A 19,615-nucleotide genomic window follows, 5' to 3' on the forward strand; every position below is an offset into this window, starting at 1 on the left:
ATTTAAGTTCCTAATCCATAACTGGCGGCAATGGTGCCAATAACTAGATTCCAGCCATCTACTAAGACAAATAACATTAACTTAAACGGTAGCGATACTATCATAGGAGACAGCATCATCATCCCCATTGCCATCAATACACTGGCAACCACTAAGTCAATAATAAGAAACGGAATAAACAGCATAAAACCAATTTGAAAGGCGGTTTTTAACTCACTTATAACAAATGCAGGAATTATTACCGTCATCGGTAAATCGGTTGGCTGGTCAACGCTTTCGATACCTGCCATTTCAGCCAAAGTTTCTAAGTCTTTCACCCGCGTTTGTTCAAGCATAAACGCCCTTAACGGTACCTTTGCTTCATTGATTGCTTGGCCCGATGTCATTTGCTCAGCAATATAGGGTTGAATCGCGACCTTATCAATTTGATTATATACCGGCGTCATAATAAAAATGGTCATAAACAGGGTTAAGCCAATAATTACCTGATTGGAAGGTGTTTGTTGTAAACCAAAGGCCTGACGCAAAATCGCCATAACTACCACTATTCGGGTAAATGAGGTCATCATAATGACCGCCGCTGGAATAAAGCTCAGCGCGGTCATAAAGATCAATATTTGTAGCGTTACCGAATATTCTTGCGAGCCATCAGGGTTGGTGGTTAATTTTAGCGCTGACATGCTTAAGTCATCAGCGCCAAAAGCCGTGCTAGTAAATAGCACACCAAGTAATAACGTAAAAATCAGGGTTATTATTTTCATTGTTTTTTCAACAAATTGATAAATCCGCTACTTAATTCAGATGGAATAACTTGTGCTGGTTTTAGCGGGGTTTCTAGTTCTTGTAATATCGAGATATTGTGCGCGGTAACGCCAAGTAGTAATTGCTTTTTATTCACTTCAACAACAACAAGCCGTTCTTTCGGGCCTAAATGCAACGAGGTGATTACATTTAACTCCTTGCTAGTACGGGTGCCAATTTGGAATTTTTTCAGTAATGCTGCAGCTACAATAATTAAGCCAAGTACAACAATTAACGACAATAGCAAACTCGCTAAGTCGAGATTATTACTCGCTACATGCTTGCCAACTTCTGGGGTTTTGGCTGCCACTTGCTCTGCTAATAAAAACGGACAATAGCTCAAATTTAAAGCAAGAAAGGTTAAAGGCTGAAAGAGTTTCATTATTTCAGCTTTTTAATGCGTTCAACCTGGCTAATAACATCAGTTAAACGAATACCAAACTTATCGTTAACCACAACTACCTCACCGTGAGCAATTAACGTACCGTTAACCAAAACATCTAAAGCTTCACCAGCTACACGATCAAGCTCTACTACAGAGCCCTGATTTAATTGCAGTAAATTACGAATACTAATATTAGAGCGACCCACTTCCATAGAAATGGTCACCGGAATATCTAAAATCGCATCAAGTTTACGTTGTTCTTCACTTGAGATCGGGGCATCAGTTTCTTTTAGTTCTTCAAGTTCTACTTTTTCCGCTTGTAAGTCACCCGACTCATTGGCCTCGCGGGCTTCAGCCTGTTCATTCAAGGCTTCATCCCACATACTTAAATCATCATCTTCGGTACTCATAACAGCCCCTAATTAATACTCTAAATCATCTTCTAATAAATGTAACTCAGCGTCACTGTCTAAACGCTTACCGCCTTTAGTTAAAATGGTTAGCTCAGACTTAACTGACTCAGGACGCTTAATTTTTTCTTGAATTTGCAATGCAACATTTTCACGACTGCGACCAAGTTTGGCTCTAAATGTTGGTAACTCCTCAATAAGCACAGTCACATGTTCAGGAATATCAACCGGAATAATATCGCCAGCTTCAAGTTCCATCACTTTGGCCAGTGATAACTGGAACTCAACAAATTTTGTTGAAAGCTCTACAGGCACATCTAAAATTTCATCACGAAGCGCTTTTGACCAGCGCATATCGGTATCTTCTTTATCACTTTGCACACCAGCATCGAGTAACTCTCGAATTGGCTCAAGCATTGAGTAAGGTAATGCGACATGAAAATCACCACCACCACCATCTAGTTCAATATGGAATGAGCTAATCACCACCACTTCGGTTGGGCTGACAATATTAGCCATTGAAGGGTTAACTTCAGAATCAAGATATTCAAAAGAAACGTCCATAACCGGCGACCAAGCTTCTTTATAATCTTCGAAAATTAGTTTAAGTAGCATTTGAATGATGCGACGTTCGGTTGGCGTAAATTCTCGGCCCTCAATTTTGGCGTGATAACGACCATCGCCACCAAAAAAGTTATCAACCAGAATAAAAACCAAACGCGCTTCCATGGTGATCAGCGCAGTACCTTTGAGCGGTCTAAACCTCACCATGTTCAAGCTTGTCGGTACGAACAAGGTATGTACGTACTCGCCAAACTTGATCATTTGAATGCCGTTAATCGATACTTCAGCGGTACGGCGCATCATATTAAACAAGCTAATACGCATATGACGCGCGAAACGCTCGTTAACCATTTCAAGCGTTGGCATGCGACCACGAACAATACGATCTTGTGAAGAAAAATCATAGTCAGAGGTGCCTTCCCGAGGCTCAGACTCTTCGACAATTTCTTCTTCTTCAACGTCATCAACACCGTGAAGTAGCGCGTCAATTTCGTCTTGTGATAATAAGTCGCTCACTTGAATTACTCTTGTTTATGTTAACTTTAGTTTCGATTTAGTTAGTCAGATTACCTGCATATAATAACTGGGCAGTTTAATCCCAGTTATTGCATAACAAAGCCGGTAAACAATACTTTTTCTACCACTTTGTCACCAGTTATATCTGTTAATACTCTTTGCACTTCCGCTAAGGCTTTTTGCTTTAACGAAGTTTTACCCGCACTCGTTGCCAAGTCATCGGCATTAGAAATTGAAAACACGCTAAGTAACGTACTTTCAATTAACGGCACATGCTTTTTCGCTTCTTCTTCGTTGTCAGCACCTCGTACTAATAACTGCACTCGAATTTCAACAAATCGATCTCTAGCAGCACCTGGCACATTGAACCTAAATGGGCGAGGCATTGGAACATACAATGCTGTACCTTTTTTAGCTGCCGATGCTTCACCGTCAGCTGATTCATCATCGGCACTACCACTGCTGACAGAGCCTGAGCCACTGTCTAATGCCGCTGCCATTTCTGCGTCACTTGGACCGCTATCACCGCCTAAGAAAAAGAATGCGCCACCACCAGCTGCCGCTAATACAACAACGGCAACAATGATCATCATCATTTTTTTCTTGCCACCGCTCTTATCAAGTTCTAGATCTTTTTCATCAGCCATTTTTCTTCCTATTAAACTCGCATTACCTTCTATAGCTAAACTATATCGTCGTTATTGGTGAACGCCAACGCTTTTAACTATTTATGCATAGAAATCAACGCCAGTTGCTGAAGGTTTAACCAGTTGAGCAATAGTTTCTGGGGCAACATTGCCGTCTGTTAATTGCTGACCACCTTGTTGGTGTCCTTGTCCAAAACCTTCGCTTTGTTGATTTTGTTGCTGTTGTGCAACGTTAGCATCACCAACATCAACACCACTTTCTTGCAGCATATCTCGAAGTTTTCCCATTTGCTGCTCTAACGCTTCTTTAGCTTGTTGGTTTTGAACAGTAAAGCTAACGGCTGCTTGTTCGCCCTGTAAGTTTAGGCGGACATGAACATTGCCTAATTCAGGCGGGTCAAGCTGTATATCAACTTGTTGCAGTTTTTGGTTCACCATCACCATCACTTTATCTTTCACTGCATTAGCAAAGTCTCGACGATAAATATTGATGGTTTCAAGTTGAATTTGCTGCGCCTTTTTCATTTCGACATTACTTTGTGTCACTTTACCGGCAACTGAGTCTAAATGTTGTTGTATCGCTTTTTGATCTAAAGCGACGGCTTCGTCAGTAGCCGACTGAACACCTGCCGCGGCTAAGGAGTCGGCAAACGTTGTTCTAGCGCCAGTATTTATCACCGATTCTGCTGATCCGGTTAATGGAGTAGATGTCTGTTGTGCATTTTGCTTGGCATGATTTTGCTCGTCACTGACATCTTGCTCACTAGCTTGTTCGTCAGTACTTACATGCTCCGCCATTAGCGTCGCCGTTGCAGTATTAACTTTATGCTCTTCTGGTTTAGCTGAGTCTGATTTGACCTGATGAGGTAGAACATCTGCGAGCCTAATTGACGCTGTTTGTTCTGCTGACTTAGGCAGCGTTGTCAATTTATCGTCATCTACAAGCGGGTTAGCTTCGCTATTTGCTTGAGAATTATTAAGACTTGAGTTCGCACTTAGTGCTTGTTCACTGGCTTGTGAAGCCAATGTTACTTTTTCTGATACTTGCCCTAGATCGCTAGCTTGTTGCTTTAACAAAGCTTCACCGGTGACTTTATCACTTTGTTGATTAGCGATAGTTATTTCCTCATTAACACCATCAGCTAATACTTGCTGCTCTGCTTTGCTGTCCTGATTACTGTCGTGCGCTTGTGCCGGCACCCCCTTCTCTACTGTCGAAGAAAGTTTACTATTTACTAAGGCTTGCTCAGTTAACCCCGCGTCTTCGCCAGCTGCAGTGCCATCACCAGTTGCTTTCACCGATAATGCTGCCAACATTTGCTCTTCTTCAGTTAGCGACTCACCTTCCGCTTTAGCTACAATTTGTTTTTCATTAGCCGCTGCAACTTGGGTTTGAGTTGATGCTTCTCCATCAACTAACTGTTCATCAGTTGAATCCAAATTCTCCCCAGCTAGTTGGGCTTTTATTACTTGCGTTAAAGAATTTTGATCAAATGAGTTTTCCATCTGTTGCTTAAATTCACCATCTGCCATTTTTTTTAACATGGTTTCTGACTTCATTAATAACGCCATAAACTCACTAGAGTCTTGGTTGGCACCTTCAGTTACAGCTTCATCAATAACAGCACGTTCATTCGGTAATTGATGCTCATCTGATATTTCACTGTCTGAGCTAGCGCTTGCTTGATTATTTTGTTCTTGTTGCGAGCCATTAGCTTCAGCAGCGACACCTTCATCAGAGGCCCTTTCCTTGGCGGCAAGAGCACCCTGTTCGATATTATCATCTGAAGTTTTGCCAGATCCTGTTACCGAGCTATCGTTTTTATTGTCTGCATTATCTTGCCTGCTATTACCAGCCCTAGAAGAGCGGTTATCACTGGCATTATTAGAAGAATTTGCGCTGTTATTTGCACTGTTGTCATATTTACGGTAGCTGGCATCTCGCTCATTAAGTTGCTCATCTACCAGTCGTGAGAATTGACTATTATCTTTAGATTGTTTGCTATTTGCATTTAGGTTGCGGCCAGAAACATCAGCACTGTTGTCTGTTGCTTGCATTAAATCAATCGATAATATTTTTACTTGCGGCATAATGATCCCAACATTTTTTTCAAGCTAAGCGTTATCCGCTAAACAGCCCCAATAGGCATCGAGCTAAGCGGAAACTTTTGTTTCTATTAATGAGAATAAGCGGCAACAAATGATCTATTACTTAGCCGTTATTTTTCATCAATAGAGTAAAACCGGGTGCTTCAAGCGACTCCCAAATTTACTTTTTTTGTTCCAATACCTTCTGTCATCATTACAAGCAATTACTAAGCCACTATCTTAAAAACTAGGTGTTTGAAGCAAAATAGCTATCACTTTTTTGTAGCTATTGCCCTCGACGGATAAATTGCTGAGTAGCAATTTCATCAAACATATTTTGCTCTTTTCTAAGCTCTTTTTGCGCTTCTTTTTTCATTTGAATTTCACGTAGGTGCTCTACTGCCTGCACTTTTTGGCGCTGCTTAAGCCACAGACGCTTGCATTGTTCCATTAATGCTTTAGATTGGTTAATAGCAACTTTAACCTGCTCGCCAGCTTGATCGAGTTTATTAACAAAGGCGTGAAAATGATTAAAAGTTGCACTATCCACCCCAGTTTTCGAACGCTCACTTAAACGGCGCATATATTCCAACCGATATTCACCAACCCCTTTTAAACGCTCTAAATTTTGCTGATATTCAAGCTCCGCTGCCTGTAACTGCTGAGCAGCTTTTACTTCTTTATCTTTTTCAAATCGATATAAGGTATCTAATTGATTATTAGCCATTGCTTTCTATATCCTTATCGCTGCCCTTGGTTGGGTTGCTGAGCTTGTGATGCCGCAATAATCTCATTAAGCTGCGTTAAGCTTTGATCATATGGGATCACTTCCTTCATTTGCTGCTGCAGATAAAACTGAATAACTGGCAACACATTAATTGCTTGGTCAATCCTTGGATCGCTGCCTTTGGTGTAGGCACCAATGGCAATTAAGTCTTTGTTTTGTTGGTACAATGAATACACTTGCTTTAATGAACGAGCCAATTGTTGGTGCTCATCACTGGTAACCATAGGCATGACCCGTGAAATAGAAGCTTCAACATCAATTGCTGGGTAATGACCGCTATCGGCAAGTTCCCTAGACAGTACGATATGGCCATCTAATATTGCTCTGGCCGCATCTGCGATAGGATCTTGTAAGTCATCCCCTTCAGTTAACACAGTATAAAATGCTGTTATTGAGCCTTGACCATCCCCGCCATTACCTGCACGTTCCACTAGCTGTGGTAGTTTAGAGAAAACTGAAGGCGGGTAGCCTTTAGTTGCGGGTGGCTCGCCAACGGCTAAAGCAATTTCACGTTGTGCTTGGGCATAGCGTGTAAGTGAATCAAGTAGCAATAAAACATTAAGCCCTTGGTCACGGAAGTATTCAGAAATTTGCACGGCGGTTTCACAGCCTTTGAGGCGCATTAACGGCGAACAATCGGCAGGAGCAGCAACCACAACTGAACGTGCTCGCCCTTCTTCGCCAAGAATTTCTTCAATAAATTCTTTAACTTCTCGACCACGTTCGCCCACTAAGCCAACAACAATAACATCGGCGGTTGTACCTCGGGTCATCATCCCCATTAACACCGATTTACCGACACCGGAGCCAGCAAAAAGTCCCATACGCTGACCCTGACCAACGGTAATAAAACCATTAATTGCCCGTACACCGACATCAAGTGGTTCTGAAATTGCGCGCCTTGCTAGCGGATTAAGAGGCGTAGCATCGTAACGATAGCTTTCGTCACGCTTAACTTTGCCTTTACCATCAAGAGGATTACCTACGCCATCAACAACGCGGCCTAATAAGTCCATTGATAAAGGAAGTTTTGCTTTGGTAGCAAGTGGCAACACCCGAGCTCCAGGGAGAACTCCACTTAAACTTTGCTCAGGCATTAAATAAGTTTTGTCATCACTAAAGCCAACTACTTCGGCAATGAGTTCACCGTGTGCGGTTTCAACAACACATTGACTGCCAACATGTGCTTTAACGCCAACCGCTTCCAACGTTAGGCCAACAACACGCACTAATCGGCCAGCCACCGCTTCTTTAAAAGGGGTAATAAATTGCTGACATTGTTGCAATCGCTCTGCTAAATGAGCACTTTCTATCATGTTGGAATTTTGACAACTGACTACTGATGTAATGCGTCTTGCAAAAATGATTCCAATACATGTTTTAGGCGAGATTTAATCGTTAAATCAATATTTGACGTGCTATTTTCTATTTGGCAGCTGCCTTGAGCAAATTGTGGTGCCGGTAATAACCGCCAGCCTTGCTCGGCAATATGTTGCTCACCAAATTGGCTTTCAACCAGTTTGATATCTTCTGGGTGCATAAAAATTTGGGTTTGCGCATCTTGGCTAGGAAGTGCCTTAATTCCGGCACTAATTGCTGATAATAAAATATCAGGATTAGTTTTAGCTTCCTGTAAAACCACGGCTTCGGTTAGCTGAGCGACCAAGGTTAATAACTGTTGCTCGATATTTTTTTCTATCACGGTCAAGGGCTGATGTAACTGGTCTATCAGTTGCTGCCACTGATTACTTAAAGTCTCAATAGTTTCCTTGCCTTCAGCAAGCCCTTGCGCATGACCTTGTTCACTTCCGCTTTTTTCACCCACCTCAAAGCCTTCAGCCTTGCCTTCTTCATAACCTTTGGCAAAGCCTTCTTCTTTACCTTCACTAAAGCCTTCTTCATACGCAGCCTGACGAATGGCTTCAATTTCCTCAGCGGTTAACGGCTGTGGCTCGGCCTCTGGTTCTTCTGGGGGCTCATAACGCCAATTTCTTGGCTTGCCTAAAGCGTTGGTATACGCTTGTTGTTCTTGAGTTTGTTCTTGTTCAACATTAGGTAATGACCAGACATCAGAGTCTTGCTCTGGCTGTTTAATAACGCGAGGTTCGCTGGTCGAATAATGTGTCATAAGGTTTATCTACTTCAATTAATGGAGAAAAGTACTATAGGAACTCTTCACCGCCGCCACCGCCGCCAAGCATAATTTCACCAGCGTCAGATAATCGACGTGCAACAGACAGAATTTCTTTTTGTGCCGCTTCCACTTCACTAATGCGAACTGGTCCCATGGCTTCAAGGTCATCAACCAGCATTTCAGCAGCACGTTTTGACATATTGCTAAGAATTTTTTCTTTCAAGTTCTCATCGGCACCTTTGATTGCTTTCATTAGTGCATCTTGCTGAACTTCTTTTAATATTGCCTGAATACCACGATCATCAACATCGGCTAAGTTTTCAAAGACAAACATTAGATCTTGAATTTGTTGACTCATTTCTTCATCGTGTTCACGAATTGAGTCCATCAACATACCTTCAATATTAGTATCTAGGTAGTTCATAATATCGGCAGCAGCTTTAAGACCACCCATTTTCGCTGCTTGTGCACCTGCTTGACCGGCAAATTGTTTTTCCATAATTTCATTTAGCTCCTGTAATGCCGCTGGCTGCACTTCTTCAAGGTTAGCAATACGCATCATTAGATCTAAGCGCACTTTCTCTGAAAACTGACTTAAGATTTCAGCCGATTGCTCTGGCTCTAAATAAGACATAACAATGGTTTGAATCTGCGGATGCTCGTTGCGAATAATATTGGCTACTTGCTTTGAGTCCATCCACTTCAATGAATCAAGACCTTTCGCGCCGCCACCCATAACGATTTGATCAATCAGGTTGCCGGCTTTATCTTCACCAAGCGCGGCGGTTAGCGCACGTCTAACAAACTCTTCACTTTGGAAACCTATGGTTGAGAAGTTTTGAATTTCATTAATAAACAGTTTATGAACTGCTGTGATCTTCTCTTGAGTAAAATCTTGCATACCTGCCATGATCATACCCACTTGTTGAACTTGCTTAGGCTCTAAGTGTTTTAGTATTTGTGCCGCATCTTCTTCAGATAAGCTCAGTAGTAAAATTGAAGCTTTTTCTGCGCCATCAAGCTTTTCAACATCAAAGCCACTTGGCACGGCTAAATTTGTATTGTCATCACTCATCTTCGTTCAACCAACTCTTGACTACTTGAGACGATAGCTCAGGTTCATTAGCAACTAAGGCACGAACCGCTTTAAGAATATCTTCATCACGATGTAAGTCAGGTAACTGTAGGCTGCCGTCTGGCGCAAAACCGACATTCCCCGCATCAAAATCTGATGTTAACATATCCAAGGTTTCGTCACCTAGATCAATATGACCATCAAGTGATTTGTCACCATAGTCTGACGGTGTTTGATCTGGGTAAATTAAGCGTTTAAGCATTGGACGAACAACCGCCAAGATTAAGACGATGATAACCAACGCCCCCATCACTAATTTAAGGCTTTGCATAAACCAAGGTTGTTCGTACATAGGGACTTCAGCATCTTCCCCTAAATCTACGCGAGAAAATGGTAAAGTCACCACTTCCAAAGTATCACCACGTTGCAAATCAAAGCCGATACTACCTTGTAATAAGCGACGAATATTAGCTAATTCTGCAACTGAACGCGGATTTTGTGTGGTTTCACCTTCCGCATTAGCTGAGGTTAGATAATCAAGCGCTACAGAGACACTAATTTTACGAATAACACCTGTTTGCTGCTTGGTATAGCTGATTGACTCATCCAGTTCATAATTTTTAGTTGATTCTGAATGTTTTTGCGACGGAAACACTTTTTGCGAGTTAGCTGAGCCGACAGCGTTTTCTGGGATATCTGCGGCCAATGGCGGTTGATTACTTAACGCACCTGGAATGCCACCTAATGTGCCGCCAATAGAGTTATTCTCGACTTTCATTTCACTGCGCAGTGCTGGTAAATCAGGGTTGTAACGACGCGCAGTTTCTTCAGTGTTGGTAAAGTCCATGGTGACATCAACTTGCGCGGTGTAATTACCTAAACCCACCACCGGAATTAAAATTGAGTCAATTTTCTCCATGTACTCTTGTTCGCGCTTTTGCTCAATTTCAAATTCTTTACGAGAACGAGACGAGACAGAATCTTGACTACCTGAATTGAGTAAACGGCCGTTTTGGTCAGTTACCGTGACGCGGTTTGGCGTCATGCCTTGTACAGCTGAGGCGACGATGTCGACAACAGAATCAACTTCTTCTTCTGAAAGTAAACGACCACGAGCTAAGGTTAATACAACCGTTGCTGATGGCGTTTTCTGTTTACGGGCAAAAACGTTATCTCGAGGAATGGCTAATAATACTTTGGCACGTTGCACAGACTGAAGCTGCTCTATGGTAAAGGCTAGTTGCTTTTCACGACTATGCTTTAAGCGCTCACTTTCAAGACGTTGGCTAACGCCAAAGCCCATATCTTGCATGATAATATTGGCGCCCTCTTCAGGCGCTTCAGTTAAACCTTCGCGAGCTAGCAGTAATTTAACATCTTGATATTCATCGGTGCGAACAGATAAGGTATTGTTTTCTTGAAGATATTCAACTTGGTTGGCATCTAGAAAGTCCATAGTTTTAATTAACTGCTGGGTATCTAATTTAGCTAGCATTCTAAATTCAGGCTGATTTGCCCAAATAATCACGAATACCGCAATGGCCAAACAAATGGCTAACGCCATAATTAAGGTTAATTGACGCAATACATCAACATTACCTAATGTTGCCGCAAAACCTGATTTTTGCTCTTCAACATTGTCGTTATCATTATCGCTAGCAATTAAATCGGTATTATCGCTTGCCATCATTGCTGTTGAACTGTTATCTGCCACGTTACTTCTCCACTAACCTGTTGCACTTATCACTGTTGATGTAAGGCAACGCTACACCGGCATGCTCATAATTTCTTTATAGGCTTCAACAAATTTGTTGCGCACCTGCACAGTCGCTTCAAAAGCAATACTCGACTTTTGTGCTGCTATCATAGTTTCAGCAAGTGTTACGCGATCATCACCTAATTCAAAGGCAGTGCGTTTAGCACCTGCATCTTGTTGTAACTCATTGACGGTATTAATGGCATTTTTGAACAAGGCGCCAAAATCTTCAGAAGATGAGTTTACTGGCTGCATCGGTAAAGAACGATTTCCCGTTGCTTCGGCTGACATAGCCTGCATTTGGGCAAGAAGTGAATTTGTTTGTATTTCCATGACGCCTATACCTCTGTCAAAAAACTGTTGTTCAGCTTATATAACCTAGTTAAAGCAAACTTAATGCCAAAGAAATAAACAGAAAACACCAAGGCACAATCTATTGATTTAAATATAAAAATAAAAAGAGATGTCACACCAAGCGATGGAAAAACTTGGTGTGACTGGTGGAATATTATTCAGTGAATAGGTGCTTTTCGTTTATGCGGGAATTTCTATACCTGTTTCACGCATTTTGGCAATTTTATAACGCAGTGTTCTAGGGCTGATCCCTAAACGCTCTGCCACCGCTTTTCGGCTACCATGACAAGCTTGCAAGGTATCAAGAATAATTTGATGTTCTTGCTGTTTTAATTCATTGCCAAGCTTTTCTTCTCGGTCATGATCGATATTGGCTGATACCTGAATTTGAGTATCGAAGTTTTCAATCAAGATATCGCCCGCATCAATTTGTTCATCGCTATGTAAAATTAATGCCCGTTGGATCACGTTATCAAGCTCACGAACATTACCTGGCCAACTATAAGCCAGCATTTTACTACGAGCACTAGAAGTAAATTGCGGCATCGCTTGGCCATTGCGCTGGCTATGAATTTTCACTAAGTGTTTAGCAAGCGGCATTATATCATCACGACGTTCAACCAAAGGTAACCAGTTCAGCGGAAAGACATTTAATCGGTAATATAAATCTTCTCTGAAAATACCTTCACGTACCGCTTCTTTTAAATCACGGTTACTGGTAGCAATGACGCGCACATCAAGCTCAATGGTTTTACGACCACCTAAGCGTTCAACTTCACGCTCTTGTAATACCCGCAAAATTTTTGCTTGCAGGCTTAAATCCATCTCGGTGATTTCATCAAGTAATATGGTGCCGCCTTGTGCTTGCTCAAACTTTCCTGGACACGCTGAAATTGCGCCAGTAAATGCGCCTTTTTCATAACCGAATAAAGTCGCTTCCAGCATGTTCTCTGGAATAGCCGCGCAGTTAATTGCAACAAACGGTTGCTCGGCGCGTGACGAGTGATTATGCACATATTGTGCAAGCACTTCTTTACCTGAACCACTAGGGCCTAACACCATTACAGAGGCTTCGGTTGTCGCCACTTTTTTGGCAAGTTTTAATAATTCAATACTGCTGGCATCAGCAACAACCGGCTCACTTTTATTAGTCGCATCAATTGGTACGTACTGACTCACCATATTTAACAGTACTTCGGGTGCAAATGGCTTCGCCATATAGTTGCTGGCACCGTCTTTCATTGCCGTCACCGCATCATCTATGGTGCCGTAAGCAGTCATTAATAACACCGGCATGGCAGCATTTTGTGATTTAATACTTTTAAGTAGTGATAATCCCGACATGCCGCCCATTTGAACATCACTTACGACTAAATCAACCGCTTGATTTTTCAAAAGCAATAGTGCCTGTTCGCCAGAGTCTGCTTCAATACACTGATAGCCGGCAAGTTGTAAGGTGTCGATTAGCGCTTCACGTAAACCTGCGTCATCTTCAACAACGAGAATTTTGCTATTGGCCATGAGCGACCTCCTGAAAATGTTTAGTTATATCCACTGGTTTATTGGCACTATTAACCCCACCAGCCAGTAGCGGCAATTTAATACAGAAGTTGGCACCTTCATTTGGACCACTAATTAATTGCACATCGCCCTGATGAGCAGTAGCAACCGATTTCACAACCGCCAAGCCTAAACCTGTGCCGTGAGAGCGTAAGGTAAAGAAAGGTTCGAATATTTTCTTTGCTAGGTTTGGATCTATGCCTTGGCCGTTGTCTTTGACACTGATGTAGACATATTGGTCGTGACTTTCGACCGTAATGGTAATTTCGGCATTACGCTTAATCACTTCTAAGCTGTTATGAATAAGGTTTTGAATTGCGCCGCATAACGCACTTTCATTACCTAAGACCTGGCAGTGGCTATTAGTCAGTTTCAAATTAACCTGACTATCTGAATTAGTAATTAATGCTTCCATTGCTGCCACCGACTTTTTCACTAAGTCGTTAACATAAAGCGTATCAACCACTTGATTATTACCACTTTTAGCAAATAACAGCATATCATTTACCTGCTGCTCTAAGTCTGTTAAGCGAGACATCAACTTTTGCTGAAAGCTGGCTTTAGCATTTTCAGCTAAGTTGGGATTCGATAAATTCGCGCCATAAAGCATGGCTGCAGATAACGGTGTTCTAATTTGATGAGCAAGTTTGGAAACCATACGACCTAATGAAGACAGGCGTTGCAATTGGCCAAGCTTGTCTTGAAGTAAACGTGTTTCGGTTAAATCCGTGATCATAATTAACTGACCCGGTTGATTACCTAATGTGGTGATTTCCAGCTTTACCCGACGACCATCTTTAAGTGAAACTTCATGCCAATCATCGGCACGAGGCTTAAAAGAACGTCGAATAACATCAAACCAAGGTTGGCCTAAAATTGGCTCATCTAACAACTGGCTGGCAAATTTATTAATTTTTACCACTATGCCATTGCCATCAAGCATGACTAAACCAGTAGGCATCACTTCCACTAAATGGGATAACTGGCTGCTTTGTTGGCGCAATAATGCCAATTCACCGACATAAGCTTCTTTTTGAAGGTTATCGTCGTGGTGATCAAATGAAAAACTGCCTTGATTAAACAGCTGTTCTAACTCATTGGATTGTGCGTTAAAAGCTAAAGTCATAATGCCGTACTCGTTTACTTCGTTGTTTAGACATAAGCATTATGCGTGCCATAGAGTTTTTTCATTACATTTCAATAAGTAACATTACAAAAACAAGCTTCGCCAATTATTTGTCGCCGGTAAATTCACAGCACTAAAGCATTGCCAGTTAAAAATAAAAAACAGGTTCTTAATATTATTTTTCTTTTAAATTCATAGCTTTAACCATTCTGGTGCGAATTATGCCTATCTGGAGATAGCAAATACGTTACACAGATGAGGACAACCTATGTTGCTTTTAAATGGAACGGCACAATGCCAAACAACAAATAAGTGGTTAAAAGCCGGAAATAGACATGAGTTTTATATGTTTAGCACAAACAAAGACTTATATAGCCAGCTGGACAATATTGAAGATTACCTGACTAAGCGCGGATTGGATCATATTGAAATTAAGGCTGCAGAAGAAATTCAAGATAGCCAATCTATAGAAAATGAAATGTTGTTATATGCATTTCAAGAAGCGGCTCAACAGGGAATTTCTGGCACAATTGTTAGAGCACCAGTGGCTGCGTGATATTGTTACGCTAGCATAATCTGAAATACTTTTGACGGTAAATAAGTCATTTACCGTCAAAACTTAATCTTTATTCAGATTATATTTCTTCATTTTTTCAACCAGCGTGGTACGTCTCATACCGAGTAACTCAGCGGCTCTTGCCACGACTCCGTCATGACGCTCAATCGCTTGGTTAATCAAAGAAATTTCGAGATCAGCTAGATATTCTTTTAAGTTAATACCTTCATCCGGCAATATGTCCGGATTTGATGCTTCAAGCACTGGCTCTAAAGCGACCTCACTGTCTGCTGCATCTTCGTCGTCATAATCAAAACCAGCAAATAGCTCATTGATTGCTTCTCGCTCTTGAAGCTCTTCTGGGTATTCTGGCTGATATTCATCAACATCAATATGTTGATACTTAAGCGGTAGTTCACTGACGTTTACCACTTGATCGCCATACATAATAATCATACGTTCAATCAAGTTAGAAAGTTCGCGAACATTACCATGCCATGGATGTTCTTTTAATGATTCAATGGCTTTTTCAGTAAAGCGCACACTCTGATTTTGTTCAGCTTCAAAACGCGAAATTAACTCTTGCAATAGCAACGGCACATCTTCTTTACGTTCGCGCAGTGCAGGAGTTTCAATAGGAAAGACATTCAGTCGATAAAATAAATCTTCGCGAAAATCGCCTGCTTTGATCATATCTTCTAAATGTTGATGGGTTGCGGCAATAATTCGGACATTCGCTTTAATGCTCTTTGAACCGCCAACCCGTTCAAAAGTGCGCTCTTGTAATACACGCAATAATTTAACTTGCATAGGCTGGGGCATATCACCTATTTCATCTAAAAATAACGTGCCGCCTTCAGCTAATTCAAAACGCCCTTTTCGGGTTGAAATAGCGCCAGTAAACGCGCCTTTTTCATGACCAAATAATTCACTTTCTAATAATTCACCAGGAATTGCACCACAGTTAACTGGCACAAATGGCGCTTTAGCACGCTCAGATAAGTTATGAATATTGCGGGCAACGACTTCTTTACCTGTACCCGACTCGCCTAAAATCAATACATTGGCCGCCGTACCAGCAACTTGCTCAATCAAAAATCGTACTTGTTGCATTGGCTTACTGGCACCAACCAGTGAGCGGAATAGTTTGCTGTGTCCTGGTGATGTTTTGTTCTTATTAGGGAGTTTATTGTGATACTGGTGACAGTGATGAATTATTTCGGTTAACTGCGCATAATTTAGCGGTACCGTTAATTCACCTAAGACATTAACGCAGTTTGCCACCGCGTGCTGATCGACAACATCATGCAAAATAAAAGGACAGCTAGGGTTACTTCGAATAAACGCCGCAGCATTATCAGAAATACTGCCTGCAAAGATAACCGTTAAAATATTAGGCGTATTAGCAAAGGTGCTTGCTAGGTTTTCTTCTGTACACGAATTAAAGTGTTCACCAATAAAAGCGAGCACGGTTTCCAGTTGATGGCGCCTAACTGCTTCATTGTCTACCACCAGAATATGCTTTTGCCCTTGCATAACAACCACATGGATATCTTTATAATAATTATTGCTTAATTCTATCGAGGCAGTAATTTTTCGCAACAAAAATTTGACACAACACAGTCAACAAATTGACTTTCACTCATTATCTTTATGAAAAACACTTTGTTTTTGGTGTTTTTGTTAGATAAAGCTTGTATGCCGATATAGGTAGGCACATAATTTGCGTAAACATAGTAAATAACTTAGATGGTTAACTATTCGTCAAAATAATGATTATTTGGCAGCTAGTTAAGGTAGGTGACTCAAATGTTTGATAATAAGAGTATTCTGATTACTGGTGGTACAGGCTCCTTTGGCAAATTGTACGTTGAAACCTTACTAGCCAGATACAACCCGCGAAGAATTATTATTTACTCTCGTGATGAACTAAAGCAGTTTGAAATGCAGCAAGTGTACAATGCTCCTTGCATGCGTTACTTTTTGGGTGATGTAAGAGACAAAGAACGCATGACCCAAGCGATGAATGATGTCGACTTTGTAATTCATGCCGCAGCGTTAAAGCAAGTGCCTGCCGCAGAATATAACCCAACGGAATGTATTAAAACCAACATCACAGGTGCCGAAAATGTTATTCGCGCAGCATTGGCAAATGACGTAGAGAAAGTCATCGCACTTTCTACAGATAAAGCTGCTAACCCAGTAAATTTATACGGTGCAACTAAACTAGCTTCAGATAAACTATTTGTTGCGGCAAATAACATGAGTGGTGGCCATAAAACGCTATTTTCTGTTGCTCGTTATGGCAACGTTGTCGGCTCACGTGGCTCTGTCGTACCATTTTTTCAGAAGTTAGTTAATGAAGGCTGTGATCATATACCGGTAACACATGGAGATATGACACGCTTTTGGATCACTTTGCAACAGGGTGTCGATTTTGTCCTGAAAAACTTTGAGCGCATGTTAGGGGGTGAAATATTTGTCCCCAAAATTCCTTCAATAAAAATAACCGATTTAGCAAAGGCTATGGCACCTGATTTACCAATGAAAATAGTCGGCATTCGCCCTGGCGAAAAAATGCATGAAGTTATGTGTCCAGGTGAATTGTCATATGATACCTATGAATTTAATGATCACTTTGTCATTGCACCTTCGATTAAATTTAGCTCTCGTACCAACACTTTTGACACGAACGCCCTAAGTGAGAATGGTCACCCAGTAGAACATGGCTTTGAATATAATTCACTGAATAATGAACACTTTTTATCAGTTGAAGAAATCAAAGAGCTGAACAAGGAGGCTCACCTTTGAGCCAATCAAACAGCCAATACATTCCGTATGGCAAGCAACATATCTGTCAAAGTGATATTGATGCGGTAGTTGATGTCCTAAACTCTGACTTTCTAACGCAAGGCCCACAAGTTCCATTATTCGAAAAGAAAGTAAGCGAATTTGTTGGTGTTAAATATGCCTGTGCAATGAATAGTGCCACTTCTGCATTACACGTAGCCTGTTTAGCTTTAGATGTTGGTCCTGGTGATATTGTTTGGACCTCTCCTATTTCGTTTGTTGCTTCGAGCAATTGTGCACTATATTGCGGTGCTACGGTCGATTTTGTCGACATAGATGAAATTACTGGCTTAATATCAACTTCTGCCCTTGTAAATAAGTTAAAAACGGCAGAAAAAGCCAAAAGGTTGCCTAAGGTATTGATTCCAGTCCATATTGCTGGCCACAGTTGCGATATGCAAAAAATATCCACCTTATGTGCTCAATACGGTATTAGAGTTATCGAAGATGCCTCTCATGCCATTGGCGGGAAATATCAAGATACTTTGATTGGCGATTGTCGCTACAGCGACATTACCATTTTTAGCTTTCACCCTGTCAAAATAATTACCAGTGCCGAGGGTGGCATGGCATTAACTAATGACCCTGATATTCATCAGGCATTAAAGCTATATCATAGCCATGGTATAACACGAGAAAATTTACATAGCGACGTTAACCAACAACCTTGGTATTACGAGCAACAAGTGTTGGGGTTTAATTATCGTATGAGTGAATTGCACGCAGCATTAGGGGTCAATCAACTCAATAAAATTAATGCTTTTGTTGAAACTCGTAACCAGCTTGCCCAATATTACTTAGACGCGCTCCAAGTAGATTCTTTGTTGAGCGAAAATGTAAGCCCGCTTATCCCTTCACCTGATTGCTATTCAGCCTATCATTTGTTTGTAATACGCCTAGCAGATCCAAAAAAAAGACAAACGGTATTTGAAGCGCTAAGAGCAGAGCAAATCGGTGTGAATGTTCATTACATTCCTATTTGTAATCAACCATACTACATACAGTTAGGCTTTCAGCCTGAAGACTATCCGGCGGCACAGCGTTATTATCAATCTGCAATTACCCTACCGTTACACCCAAGCCTTTCGCACGAAGAGCAAGATAGAATCTTATCTATCGTCAAGGAATCACTATGAAATTAGCCCTTGGCAGCGTGCAATTCGGGCTTAATTATGGGATATCCAACAGTGCTGGAAAAGTACCACTACCCGAGGTCTGCGAGATTTTATCTGTTGCAGAGCATGCAAATATTCGGTTTATTGATACCGCTTCAAGTTATGGCAACAGTGAAAAAGTGGTCGGCAATATCCAGAACCCCGAACGATTTAATTATTTAGGTAAAATTAGCCCTGAATGCAAACCTGTAGGTTATATGGACGAAGTAAATCAATCACTGTCCAACCTAAACATCGCACAATTTTATTCAGTTTCAACACATCATGGTAATACATTGCTGGGCGACGATGGTGAACAGCACTTTCAAGCGCTACAAACAATAAAAAATAAAGGGCTTTGCCAGAAAATTGGCACTTCTGTATATTCGCCAAGTGAAGCGGTCGCATTGTTAGAAAAGTATCCATTAGACATCGTCCAACTTCCAGCTAGCATTTTTGATCAACGCATATTCGACAAAAACTTTTTAGCATTTGCTGAATCTAAAAAATGTAAAATTCACATTCGTTCTATTTTTTTGCAAGGCGCTGTTTTTCTTGATTCGCTAGCGTTGCCGCAAAAATTACAAGGATTAACACCAAAATTATCTTTATTGAATGAGTATTGCATTAAGTTCCATACGAATAAACTAGCAATAGCTATGTCACCATTTGTCAATCATCCGCTAATTGACGCCATTATTATAGGTTGTACTAATCATAATGAATTGAAGGAAAATATTAGTGCTTATCATCAAGCCCAATTATTGGATATTGATACTAAAGCTTTTGCCATTGAAGACGATGTAATTATTAACCCTAGTAAGTGGTAAAATTAGCACAGTTATTGCTTAC

At 41.1% G+C, this 19,615-nt stretch carries 19 protein-coding genes; 4 read left to right on the forward strand and 15 right to left on the reverse strand.

The window, feature by feature from the left end:
• Window positions 1–2: 2 nt before the first annotated feature.
• The 14 genes from fliP to ACOB82_RS11325 all read right to left on the reverse strand — a co-directional run bounded on the left by fliP (window position 3) and on the right by ACOB82_RS11325 (window position 14,203).
• Entirely contained in the window at window positions 3–761 is a 759-nt protein-coding gene (fliP, locus tag ACOB82_RS11260; RefSeq protein WP_448213090.1) for a flagellar type III secretion system pore protein FliP, read from the reverse strand.
• Window positions 758–1,183 (reverse strand): flagellar biosynthetic protein FliO, encoded by a 426-nt coding sequence (fliO, locus tag ACOB82_RS11265; protein ID WP_448213091.1) that lies wholly within the window; start codon window positions 1,181–1,183, stop codon window positions 758–760. The genes fliP and fliO overlap by 4 nt, the downstream gene beginning before the upstream one ends.
• The gene (gene fliN / locus ACOB82_RS11270; RefSeq protein WP_448213092.1) at window positions 1,183–1,596 is read right to left on the reverse strand and encodes a flagellar motor switch protein FliN; all 414 of its coding nucleotides are present in this window, start codon (window positions 1,594–1,596) and stop codon (window positions 1,183–1,185) included. Before fliN ends, fliO begins: the two co-directional genes overlap by 1 nt.
• 12 nt (window positions 1,597–1,608) lie before the next feature.
• The gene (gene fliM, locus ACOB82_RS11275) at window positions 1,609–2,676 is read right to left on the reverse strand and encodes a flagellar motor switch protein FliM (protein WP_448213093.1); all 1,068 of its coding nucleotides are present in this window, start codon (window positions 2,674–2,676) and stop codon (window positions 1,609–1,611) included.
• A gap of 86 nt (window positions 2,677–2,762) precedes the next feature.
• Window positions 2,763–3,323, reverse strand: coding sequence for a flagellar basal body-associated protein FliL (gene fliL, locus ACOB82_RS11280; protein ID WP_448213094.1), 561 nt, complete (start codon window positions 3,321–3,323; stop codon window positions 2,763–2,765).
• Window positions 3,324–3,404: 81 nt separating this feature from the next.
• Window positions 3,405–5,414, reverse strand: coding sequence for a flagellar hook-length control protein FliK (locus ACOB82_RS11285; RefSeq protein WP_448213095.1), 2,010 nt, complete (start codon window positions 5,412–5,414; stop codon window positions 3,405–3,407).
• Between the two features lie 283 nt (window positions 5,415–5,697).
• Complete coding sequence (gene fliJ / locus ACOB82_RS11290; protein ID WP_448213096.1) at window positions 5,698–6,138, reverse strand: flagellar export protein FliJ; 441 nt, start codon at window positions 6,136–6,138, stop codon at window positions 5,698–5,700.
• Window positions 6,139–6,152: 14 nt separating this feature from the next.
• Window positions 6,153–7,514, reverse strand: coding sequence for a flagellar protein export ATPase FliI (gene fliI, locus ACOB82_RS11295; protein ID WP_448213097.1), 1,362 nt, complete (start codon window positions 7,512–7,514; stop codon window positions 6,153–6,155).
• 20 nt (window positions 7,515–7,534) lie between these two features.
• Window positions 7,535–8,326, reverse strand: a complete 792-nt coding sequence (fliH, locus tag ACOB82_RS11300) for a flagellar assembly protein FliH (protein WP_448213098.1) — start codon at window positions 8,324–8,326, stop codon at window positions 7,535–7,537.
• A gap of 34 nt (window positions 8,327–8,360) precedes the next feature.
• A complete protein-coding gene (gene fliG, locus ACOB82_RS11305; protein ID WP_448213099.1) occupies window positions 8,361–9,407 on the reverse strand; it encodes a flagellar motor switch protein FliG in 1,047 nt (348 codons plus the stop codon).
• A complete protein-coding gene (gene fliF, locus ACOB82_RS11310; RefSeq protein WP_448213170.1) occupies window positions 9,400–11,097 on the reverse strand; it encodes a flagellar basal-body MS-ring/collar protein FliF in 1,698 nt (565 codons plus the stop codon). Before fliF ends, fliG begins: the two co-directional genes overlap by 8 nt.
• Window positions 11,098–11,172: 75 nt before the next feature.
• Entirely contained in the window at window positions 11,173–11,496 is a 324-nt protein-coding gene (fliE, locus tag ACOB82_RS11315; protein WP_448213100.1) for a flagellar hook-basal body complex protein FliE, read from the reverse strand.
• 201 nt (window positions 11,497–11,697) lie between these two features.
• Window positions 11,698–13,038: a sigma-54-dependent transcriptional regulator gene (locus ACOB82_RS11320; RefSeq protein WP_448213101.1), complete on the reverse strand. Its 1,341-nt coding sequence runs from the start codon at window positions 13,036–13,038 to the stop codon at window positions 11,698–11,700.
• Complete coding sequence (locus tag ACOB82_RS11325; protein ID WP_448213102.1) at window positions 13,028–14,203, reverse strand: sensor histidine kinase; 1,176 nt, start codon at window positions 14,201–14,203, stop codon at window positions 13,028–13,030. Before ACOB82_RS11325 ends, ACOB82_RS11320 begins: the two co-directional genes overlap by 11 nt.
• A 268-nt stretch (window positions 14,204–14,471) precedes the next feature.
• Here ACOB82_RS11325 and ACOB82_RS11330 point away from each other — a divergent pair, with 268 nt between their 5' ends.
• On the forward strand, window positions 14,472–14,759 hold the full coding sequence (locus tag ACOB82_RS11330) for a hypothetical protein (protein WP_448213103.1): 288 nt from the start codon (window positions 14,472–14,474) through the stop codon (window positions 14,757–14,759).
• 63 nt (window positions 14,760–14,822) lie between these two features.
• Here the strand turns inward: ACOB82_RS11330 and ACOB82_RS11335 are convergent, their stop codons facing one another.
• A complete protein-coding gene (locus tag ACOB82_RS11335) occupies window positions 14,823–16,295 on the reverse strand; it encodes a sigma-54 dependent transcriptional regulator (RefSeq protein ID WP_448213171.1) in 1,473 nt (490 codons plus the stop codon).
• 273 nt (window positions 16,296–16,568) lie between these two features.
• Between ACOB82_RS11335 and pseB the strand changes: the two genes are divergently transcribed.
• The 3 genes from pseB to ACOB82_RS11350 are packed head-to-tail and all read left to right on the forward strand — an operon-like array spanning window position 16,569 to window position 19,593.
• The gene (gene pseB / locus ACOB82_RS11340) at window positions 16,569–17,570 is read left to right on the forward strand and encodes a UDP-N-acetylglucosamine 4,6-dehydratase (inverting) (RefSeq protein ID WP_448213104.1); all 1,002 of its coding nucleotides are present in this window, start codon (window positions 16,569–16,571) and stop codon (window positions 17,568–17,570) included.
• Complete coding sequence (pseC, locus tag ACOB82_RS11345; RefSeq protein WP_448213105.1) at window positions 17,567–18,745, forward strand: UDP-4-amino-4,6-dideoxy-N-acetyl-beta-L-altrosamine transaminase; 1,179 nt, start codon at window positions 17,567–17,569, stop codon at window positions 18,743–18,745. The genes pseB and pseC overlap by 4 nt, the downstream gene beginning before the upstream one ends.
• On the forward strand, window positions 18,742–19,593 hold the full coding sequence (locus ACOB82_RS11350; protein WP_448213106.1) for an aldo/keto reductase: 852 nt from the start codon (window positions 18,742–18,744) through the stop codon (window positions 19,591–19,593). The genes pseC and ACOB82_RS11350 overlap by 4 nt, the downstream gene beginning before the upstream one ends.
• Window positions 19,594–19,615: the final 22 nt, after the last annotated feature.

Source organism: Colwellia sp. MEBiC06753 (genome assembly GCF_053470325.1).

Excerpts from the sequence above, each read along its gene's own strand:
- fliP (WP_448213090.1), bottom strand. The coding sequence starts at position 761 with ATGAAAATAATAACCCTGATTTTTACGTTATTACTTGGTGTGCTATTT.
- fliO (WP_448213091.1), bottom strand. The coding sequence starts at position 1,183 with ATGAAACTCTTTCAGCCTTTAACCTTTCTTGCTTTAAATTTGAGCTAT.
- fliN (WP_448213092.1), bottom strand. The coding sequence starts at position 1,596 with ATGAGTACCGAAGATGATGATTTAAGTATGTGGGATGAAGCCTTGAAT.
- fliL (WP_448213094.1), bottom strand. The coding sequence starts at position 3,323 with ATGGCTGATGAAAAAGATCTAGAACTTGATAAGAGCGGTGGCAAGAAA.
- ACOB82_RS11285 (WP_448213095.1), bottom strand. The coding sequence starts at position 5,414 with ATGCCGCAAGTAAAAATATTATCGATTGATTTAATGCAAGCAACAGAC.
- fliJ (WP_448213096.1), bottom strand. The coding sequence starts at position 6,138 with ATGGCTAATAATCAATTAGATACCTTATATCGATTTGAAAAAGATAAA.
- fliI (WP_448213097.1), bottom strand. The coding sequence starts at position 7,514 with ATGATAGAAAGTGCTCATTTAGCAGAGCGATTGCAACAATGTCAGCAA.
- fliH (WP_448213098.1), bottom strand. The coding sequence starts at position 8,326 with ATGACACATTATTCGACCAGCGAACCTCGCGTTATTAAACAGCCAGAG.
- fliG (WP_448213099.1), bottom strand. The coding sequence starts at position 9,407 with ATGAGTGATGACAATACAAATTTAGCCGTGCCAAGTGGCTTTGATGTT.
- fliF (WP_448213170.1), bottom strand. The coding sequence starts at position 11,097 with ATGATGGCAAGCGATAATACCGATTTAATTGCTAGCGATAATGATAAC.
- fliE (WP_448213100.1), bottom strand. The coding sequence starts at position 11,496 with ATGGAAATACAAACAAATTCACTTCTTGCCCAAATGCAGGCTATGTCA.
- ACOB82_RS11320 (WP_448213101.1), bottom strand. The coding sequence starts at position 13,038 with ATGGCCAATAGCAAAATTCTCGTTGTTGAAGATGACGCAGGTTTACGT.
- ACOB82_RS11325 (WP_448213102.1), bottom strand. The coding sequence starts at position 14,203 with ATGACTTTAGCTTTTAACGCACAATCCAATGAGTTAGAACAGCTGTTT.
- ACOB82_RS11330 (WP_448213103.1), top strand. The coding sequence starts at position 14,472 with ATGTTGCTTTTAAATGGAACGGCACAATGCCAAACAACAAATAAGTGG.
- ACOB82_RS11335 (WP_448213171.1), bottom strand. The coding sequence starts at position 16,295 with ATGCAAGGGCAAAAGCATATTCTGGTGGTAGACAATGAAGCAGTTAGG.
- pseB (WP_448213104.1), top strand. The coding sequence starts at position 16,569 with ATGTTTGATAATAAGAGTATTCTGATTACTGGTGGTACAGGCTCCTTT.
- ACOB82_RS11350 (WP_448213106.1), top strand. The coding sequence starts at position 18,742 with ATGAAATTAGCCCTTGGCAGCGTGCAATTCGGGCTTAATTATGGGATA.